Here is a 2991-nt window from a genome sequence, read left to right as displayed (position 1 = left end):
CAACAAATGGGGGGTACAGGTAGCCGCTGTCATCAGCAACAAGGCGGATGCCCCGGGGCTGGCCCTGGCCCAAAGCCTGGGAATTGCTACCGAAGTTGTGCCGCACAAGTCGTTTGATTCCCGGGAGGCTTTTGATGCGGAACTCATGGCCCGCATTGACCGGCATTCGCCCGCGCTGGTGGTGCTGGCCGGTTTCATGCGCATTTTGACGCCGGGCTTTGTGCAGCACTACGCCGGCCGCTTGATCAACATTCATCCTTCGCTGCTGCCGGCCTTCACGGGGCTGGACACCTACCAGCGCGCCATTGATGCGGGCTGCAAGGTGGCGGGCGCGACGGTGCACCAGGTCACGGAAGTACTGGACCACGGGGCCATCCTGGCGCAGGCGGTGGTGCCTGTGCTGCCGGGCGACACTGCCAGGACGCTGTCTGCCCGCATCCTGACGCAGGAACACCTGATTTTCCCGCAGGCTGTGCGCGCGTTTTTTGAACCTGCTGCCTGAGCTTTGCCCGCGTGCGCGGTGAAAAGCATTGATGCGTCCTGATTGATACGTTTGATTTGAATCCAGCCGGTCTTCGGCCCCGTATTCATGTCAGCCGCTTTGAAAACCCTTCCGGTTGCGGCTTGCGTATCTACTTCATCAACATCAGTTCAAAGGTATTCACATGCAGACAAAACACAAACTGGCATCCGTCGGCGTGGCCATCGCCCTGTCATTGGCTGCCGCATCTTCCTTCGCCCAGGTCATGGTGGGCGGTGCGCCCATGCTCGCCAGCAAGGACATCATCGACAACGCAGTCAATTCCAAAGACCACACCACGCTGGTCGCCGCCGTCAAGGCAGCGGGTCTGGTCGATACGCTCAAGGGCCCGGGCCCGTTCACCGTGTTTGCGCCCACCAATGCGGCCTTTGCCGCATTGCCCGCCGGCACGGTCGACACCCTGCTCAAGCCCGAAAACAAGGGCATGCTCACCGGCATCCTGACCTACCACGTCGTACCCGGCAAGTGGGACGCCGCAGCCATCAGCAAGATGATTGCCGACGGCAAGGGCATGGCCACCATCAAGACGGTGGCCGGTGGCACGCTGGTGGCCAAATCGGCCGGCGGCAAGGTCACGGTGACCGATGAAAAAGGCGGCTGGGCCACCGTGACCATCGCCGACGTGTACCAGTCCAACGGCGTGATCCACGTGGTCGATAAGGTGCTGCTGCCCAAGTAAGCCGGCACTTCTTTCCCGAGCCCGTGCGCGGCCTGCCGCGCGCGGGCTTTCGTGCGTTGGCCTACTTCTGGTTCAGCATATACAGCGCCGCCTTCACGATGCTTTGAGCATCGACGCTGAAGAATTCACGCAGCGCGGCGCGCGTGTCGCTGCGGCCAAAGCCGTCGGTGCCCAGGGTCAGGTAGTGCCTGCCTTCGGGCACAAAGGCGCGGATGCTTTCCGGCACAGCGCGCACATAGTCGGTGGCGGCAACGATGGGGCCGGTGCTGCCTTGCAACTGCTGAGCGATGAAGGGCGCAGTCACAGCGCCGTCATTGATCGCCTCTTGCTGGCAAGCTGCACCATCACGCGCCAGCTCACTCCAGCTGGTCACGCTGAAGACCGTGGCCTCAATGCCCTGCGTGGCCAGCTGCTGCGCAGCCTTGATTACCTCGGTCAGGATCGCTCCGGAGCCCATTAAAACGACTTTTTGAGCCTTTTTTGAAGATGTTTTAGGGCTATGGGGCAATAAGGACGAGCGCGACCAGCTATTGAATTGATAGCACCCGCGAATGATGTCCGCTTCGGAGCCGGCTTGCAAATCAGGCTGGGCATAGTTCTCGTTCATCAGCGTGACGTAGTAGAAGACGTCCTTTTGCTCGACCATCATCTCCTGCATGCCGCGGTCCAGGATCACGGCGAGCTCGCCCGCGAAGGCCGGGTCGTAGGCCTTGCAGTTTGGGATGGTCGCGGCGATCAGGTGGCTGGTGCCGTCCTGGTGCTGCAGGCCTTCACCGCCCAGCGTGGTACGGCCCGAGGTGGCACCCAGCAGGAAGCCGCGGGCGCGCTGGTCGGCGGCAGCCCAGATCTGGTCGCCCACGCRCTGAAAGCCGAACATCGAGTAATAAATATAGAAGGGCAGCATCGCCAGGCCGTGCACGCTGTAGCTGGTGGCAGCGGCCGTCCAGCTGGCCATGGCGCCGGCTTCGCTGATGCCTTCTTCCAGGATCTGGCCGTCGAGCGCCTCGCGGTAACTCAGCACCGAGCCGATGTCTTCCGGCGCATAACGCTGGCCCACGCTGGAGTAAATGCCCACCTGCTTGAACAGGTTGGCCATGCCGAAGGTGCGCGCCTCGTCGGCCACGATGGGCACGATCTTCGGGCCCAGCGCCGCGTCTTTCAGCAGGCCGCCCAGCATGCGCACAAAGGCCATGGTGGTGCTCATCTCTTTGCCGTCGGCAGCGAGCGCGAATTGCGCGTAAGAGGGCAGGGCTGGGATGTTCACGATGTCGGCCGCCGTTTCACGCCGCGGCAAATAGCCGCCCAGTGCTGCGCGTTTGGCGTGCATGTATTGCATCTCGGCGCTGTCGGCGGCGGGCTTGTAGAAGGCCAGGTTTTTGGCTTGCTCGTCAGACAGCGGCAAATTGAAGCGGTTGCGAAATTCGATCAGCTCTTCGCCGTCGAATTTTTTCTGCGAATGCGTGGTCATTTTGCCCTGGCCGGCGCTTCCCATGCCGTAGCCCTTTTTGGTGTGCGCCAGGATCACCGTGGGCTGGCCCTGGTGGCTGGCCGCCGCGGCGTAGGCGGCATGGATCTTCACCAGGTCGTGGCCGCCGCGTTTGAGGCGGTCGATCTGCTCATCGGTCATGCCCTGGGCCAGGCGTGCGAGTTCAGCGTTCTGGCCGAAGAAGTTGTCGCGGTTAAAGCGCCCGTCTTTGGCGGCAAAGGTTTGCATCTGGCCGTCCACCGTCCGTCTTTGGCGGCAAAGGTTTGCATCTGGCCGTCCACCGTC

General features: G+C 62.4%; 3 protein-coding genes. 2 read left to right on the top strand and 1 reads right to left on the bottom strand.

Going from position 1 to position 2991, the window contains the following annotated elements; translation table 11 throughout:
* Positions 1–502 (top strand): phosphoribosylglycinamide formyltransferase (purN, locus tag AC1D1P_RS19350; RefSeq protein WP_477674095.1); only part of this gene is annotated, 502 nt, incomplete at its 5' end.
* Positions 503–665: 163 nt separating this feature from the next.
* Positions 666–1220: a fasciclin domain-containing protein gene (locus AC1D1P_RS19345; RefSeq protein ID WP_477674094.1), complete on the top strand. Its 555-nt coding sequence runs from the start codon at positions 666–668 to the stop codon at positions 1218–1220.
* 61 nt (positions 1221–1281) lie between these two features.
* On the opposite strand, the gene AC1D1P_RS19340 is transcribed toward AC1D1P_RS19345, so the two are convergent.
* Positions 1282–2991 (bottom strand): transketolase-like TK C-terminal-containing protein (locus tag AC1D1P_RS19340; protein ID WP_477674093.1); only part of this gene is annotated, 1710 nt, incomplete at its 5' end.

Source organism: Polaromonas sp. P1_E1_2, assembly GCF_056406035.1.
The sequence above is the reverse complement of the archived record's forward strand: the minus strand, read 5'-3'. Positions and strand labels throughout refer to the sequence as shown.

What these genes read in the sequence shown, in the direction of transcription:
- AC1D1P_RS19345 (WP_477674094.1), top strand. Translation starts at nt 666, where the DNA reads ATGCAGACAAAACACAAACTGGCATCCGTCGGCGTGGCCATCGCCCTG.